The 4,411-nt window shown below is 69.2% G+C and carries 5 protein-coding genes and 1 pseudogene; all 6 read left to right on the top strand.

Annotated features, from left to right (window positions below; translation table 11 throughout):
* Positions 1–354: pseudogene (gene sucC / locus ACIY1X_RS14260) on the top strand (succinate--CoA ligase subunit beta); the annotation flags it as partial.
* Between the two features lie 13 nt (positions 355–367).
* Positions 368–1,261: a succinate--CoA ligase subunit alpha gene (gene sucD / locus ACIY1X_RS14255; RefSeq protein ID WP_038206431.1), complete on the top strand. Its 894-nt coding sequence runs from the start codon at positions 368–370 to the stop codon at positions 1,259–1,261.
* A 107-nt stretch (positions 1,262–1,368) separates the two neighbouring features.
* Positions 1,369–2,052, top strand: coding sequence for a TerC family protein (locus ACIY1X_RS14250; protein WP_399681489.1), 684 nt, complete (start codon positions 1,369–1,371; stop codon positions 2,050–2,052).
* A 23-nt stretch (positions 2,053–2,075) separates the two neighbouring features.
* Entirely contained in the window at positions 2,076–2,873 is a 798-nt protein-coding gene (locus ACIY1X_RS14245; protein ID WP_399681487.1) for a Stp1/IreP family PP2C-type Ser/Thr phosphatase, read from the top strand.
* Positions 2,874–2,947: 74 nt separating this feature from the next.
* Complete coding sequence (locus ACIY1X_RS14240; protein WP_399681485.1) at positions 2,948–3,607, top strand: FHA domain-containing protein; 660 nt, start codon at positions 2,948–2,950, stop codon at positions 3,605–3,607.
* Positions 3,608–3,616: 9 nt separating this feature from the next.
* On the top strand, positions 3,617–4,411 hold a 795-nt coding region (locus ACIY1X_RS14235; protein ID WP_399681483.1), incomplete at its 3' end, for a CHASE2 domain-containing protein.

Raw genomic sequence — 4,411 nt, 5'->3', positions numbered from 1 at the left:
ATGGCCACCATGGACACCATCAAGCTGTTCGGCGGCGAGCCGGCCAACTTCCTCGACGTGGGCGGCGGCGCCACCCCCGAGAAGGTGACCGAGGCCTTCAAGATCATGCTCAAGAACCCCAAGGTCAAGGGCATCCTGGTCAACATCTTCGGCGGCATCATGAAGTGCGACACCATCGCCACCGGCGTCATCACCGCGAGCAAGGCGGTGCAGCTGTCGGTGCCGCTGGTCGTGCGCATGAAGGGCACCAACGAGGAACTGGGCAAGAAGATGCTGGCCGAGTCGGGCCTGCCCATCATCAGCGCCGACACGATGGCCGAGGCGGCCACCAAGATCGTCGAAGCCGTCAAGTAAGGAACCGCAAGCCATGTCGATCTACATCAACAAGGACACCAAGGTCATCACCCAGGGCATCACGGGCAAGACCGGCCAGTTCCACACCGAGAAGTGCCAGGAATACGCCAACGGCAAGAACTGCTTCGTGGCCGGCGTGAACCCGAAGAAGGCCGGCGAGTCGATCTTCAACATCCCGATCTACGCGTCGGTGAAGGAAGCCGCCCAGCAGACGGGCGCCACCGTGAGCGTGATCTACGTGCCGCCGGCCGGCGCCGCCGCCGCCATCTGGGAAGCGGTGGAAGCCGACCTGGACCTGGCCATCTGCATCACCGAAGGCATCCCGGTCAAGGACATGCTCGAAGTGCGCAACCGGATGAAGGCCAAGGAAGCCAAGGGCGGCAAGAAGACGCTGCTGCTCGGCCCCAACTGCCCCGGCCTGATCACGCCCGACGAGATCAAGATCGGCATCATGCCCGGCCACATCCACAAGAAGGGCCGCGTCGGCGTGGTCAGCCGCTCCGGCACGCTGACCTATGAAGCCGTGGCGCAGCTCACCGAGCTGGGCATCGGCCAGTCGAGCGCCGTGGGCATCGGCGGCGACCCGATCAACGGCCTGAAGCACATCGACGTGATGCAGGCCTTCAACGACGACCCCGAGACCGACGCCGTCATCATGATCGGCGAGATCGGCGGCCCCGACGAGGCCGACGCCGCCCGCTGGTGCAAGGACAACATGAAGAAGCCCGTGGTCGGCTTCATCGCCGGTGTCACCGCGCCTCCGGGCAAGCGCATGGGCCACGCCGGCGCGCTCATCAGCGGCGGCGCCGACACGGCCGATGCCAAGCTCGCCATCATGGAAGAGTGCGGCTTCAAGGTCACGCGCAACCCGTCGGAGATGGGCAAGCTGCTCAAGTCGCTGATCTGATCCGCGTCGCACACGACGCGAGACACCTCAAGCCACATAAACGAAAGGGCGCCCGCGATGACCGTTGCGGGCGCCCTTTCCATTCATAACAACGTGGAGATATCAACATGGAATTGCTGCAAAGCGCCGACTTCTGGATCGGTCTGGTCAAGATCGTCTGGATCAACATCATCCTGTCCGGCGACAACGCCGTCGTCATCGCCCTGGCCGCCCGCGCCCTGCCGCCCGAGCAGCAGAAGAAGGCCATCCTGTTCGGCTCCGGCGCGGCCGTGGTGCTGCGCGTGCTGCTCACCATCGTCGCGGCCAAGCTGCTCGCGCTGCCCTACCTGGAGATCGTCGGCGGCCTGCTGCTGCTGTGGATCGGCGTGCAACTGCTGGGCGACGAGGACGAGGAAGGCGGCGAGGACAAGGAAGTCGGCGGCATGATGGCGGCCGTGCGCACCATCCTGATCGCCGACCTGGTCATGAGCCTGGACAACGTCATCGCCGTCGCCGCCGCCGCGCAGGGCAGCATGGTCCTGCTCGTGCTGGGTCTGGCCATCAGCATCCCGCTGGTCGTCTTCGGCAGCACGCTCATGATCAAGCTGATGGAGCGCTTCCCCATCATCGTCATGCTCGGTGCCGCGCTCATCGGCTGGGTGGGCGGCGAGACCATCGCCAGCGACGTCTCGCTGCACGAGGTGGTCGCGGCCCAGCCCTGGCTGCTGCATGCCGCCGCCGCCGCCGGCGCCGTGCTCGTGGTGCTGCTCGGCAAGTGGATGAATCGGCGATCATCCACGTCTCCTGCCTGAGCGCCTGATACCCTGCCCGCTCCATGCCCCCTGCCGCCGACGCGCCCGCCCGCCCTGTGCCCCTCGCCTGGGAATTCGCGGCGCTGACGGATGCGGGGAAAGTGAGGGCCAACAACGAAGACGCCATCGCCTTCGACCCGGCCCTCGGCCTGGCCGTGCTGGCCGACGGCATGGGCGGCTACAACGGCGGCGAGGTGGCCAGCGGCATGGCCATCGCGCTGCTGCAGGCCAGCTTCGGCCGCTGGCTGGCGCATGCCGGCCACGCGGCGCCGGTGCGCACCATGCGGCGCGCCCTGCAGGCCAGCACCGACGAGGCCAACCGCGCGATCTACGAGGCCAGCGCCGGCAACGAGCAGCTGCGCGGCATGGGCACCACCCTGGTGGTCGCCGCCTTCGGCCCGGGGCGGGTGCTGGTCGGCCACATCGGCGACTCGCGCTGCTACCGGCTGCGGCGCGGGCAGCTCCAGCTGCTCACCCGCGACCACTCGCTGCTGCAGGCGCAACTCGACGCGGGCGCCATCACCCCCGAGCAGGCCGCCGTGTCGCCGCACCGCAACCTCGTCACCCGCGCCCTCGGCATCGAGCCGCAGGTCGAGTTGGAGATGAACGAACACTCGGCCGAGCCGGACGACCTCTTCCTGCTGTGCTCCGACGGCCTGAGCGAGATGGTCCCGGACGCGCAGCTTTTCACACTTTTGTTACAAGATATAGTCCTGGCCGAGAAAGCAACACTTTTGGTTTCAATAGCCAATGAAAATGGAGGCCGGGACAACGTCTCCGTCGTGCTGGCCCGCGCCAACCCGGTGGCATTGGCAGCGTAGCGCGCCGTGAGTGGACGGACTCCCCCCACGCCGGGGTGGCGCAGAACAACAATCTCGCGTTCAGGAGATCGGCCATGCCGAAACTGGTGGTTGCCATTGACGGAGTCGTCCTCAAGGAGGTGTCGCTCGCCAAGGAGCGCACCACGCTCGGCCGTCGGCCCTACAACGACATCGTCATCGACAATCTCGCCGTCAGCGGCGAGCACGCCGTGCTGCACATGATCGGCAACGATGTCTACCTCGAAGACCTCAACAGCACCAACGGCACCTACGTCAACGCGCGCGCCATCCGCCGGCAGGCCCTGGAGCACAACGACGTCATCGAGGTCGGCAAGTACAAGATCCGCTACCTGGCCGTCAACGGCGGCCCGGCCGGCGCCGAGCCGCCCCGGCCGGCAGCCGCCGGCCTGGTGCCGGCTTCCGCGCCCGTGCCGCTGTCGGTTGGCGTCACCGCGCCCATGCCGCTGGGCGGGCTCGGTGCCCAGGCCGTCATCCGCGTGCTCAGCGGCTCCGGCGCCGGGCGCGAGGTCTCGCTGCAGAAGGTCGTCACCACCATCGGCAAGCCCGGCGTGGCGGTGGCCGCTATCACCCGGCGCCTGCATGGCTACGTCGTCGCGCCCGTCGACGGCGGCACCACGCTCAACGGCGAGCCGCTCGGCGCCGAGGCCGTCGCCCTGCAGGACGGCGACGTGCTCGAACTGGGCGGCACGCGCATGCAGTTCGTCCACGGCTGACGCCTGCCGATGAGGCTGCTGGCCGGCCACGGGCCGCGCGTGGCGGCCACCCTGGTCCCCGTCCTGCTGGCGCTGCTGCACGTGGCCGGCGTGTGGCGCCTGCCGCTGCTGGACCGGCTCGACGCCTGGATCTACGACGCGCGCGTGCGCGCCACCATGCCCGGCACGCCCGACCCGCGCATCGTCATCATCGACATCGACGACGCCAGCCTGCAGCGCGTCGGCCAGTGGCCCTGGCGCCGCGACCTGCTGGCCCGCCTGGCCACCGAACTCACCGGCCGCCAGCGCGTGGCCGCCCTCGGCTTCGACATCATGTTCACCGAGCCCGACCGCAAGGCCGGCGAGGAACTGCTGCGCGAGCTGCGCACGCTGCCGGCGGCCGCAGCCGATGCCGGCCTGCGCACGGAGATCGACCGCCTGGCCGCCGCGCAGGACCACGACACCGCCTTCGCCCGCGCGCTGGCCGGCACGCCCGCCGTGCTGGGCTTCTACTTCACGCCCGCCGATGCCGCGCCGCCGGCCGGGCGGCTGCCCGCGCCCGTGCTGCCACCGCAGGCCGATGCACAGGAAGCGGCCGGCATCGCCCGCTGGCACAGCTTCGGCGCCAGCATCCCCGTGCTGGCCGAGGCGGCGCCGGCCGGTTTTCTCAACTTCTTCGTCGACGAAGACGACGACGGCGTCGTGCGCGCCGTGCCGATGCTGGCGCGCTACGCCGGCGCCGAAGGCGCAGCCGGCTACTACGAATCGCTCGCCCTGGCCGTCTACCGGCGCGCCGTGCAGGCGCCGGCGCCGGTGCTGCGCTTC

This window comes from Xenophilus sp., from assembly GCF_044462705.1.
Taxonomy (GTDB): Bacteria; Pseudomonadota; Gammaproteobacteria; order Burkholderiales; family Burkholderiaceae_C; genus Xenophilus; species Xenophilus azovorans.
This window is presented reverse-complemented; position numbering and strand designations above follow the sequence as displayed.

Coding starts and splice junctions, on each gene's coding strand:
- sucD (WP_038206431.1), top strand. CDS start 368: ATGTCGATCTACATCAACAAGGACACCAAGGTCATCACCCAGGGCATC.
- ACIY1X_RS14250 (WP_399681489.1), top strand. CDS start 1,369: ATGGAATTGCTGCAAAGCGCCGACTTCTGGATCGGTCTGGTCAAGATC.
- ACIY1X_RS14245 (WP_399681487.1), top strand. CDS start 2,076: ATGCCCCCTGCCGCCGACGCGCCCGCCCGCCCTGTGCCCCTCGCCTGG.
- ACIY1X_RS14240 (WP_399681485.1), top strand. CDS start 2,948: ATGCCGAAACTGGTGGTTGCCATTGACGGAGTCGTCCTCAAGGAGGTG.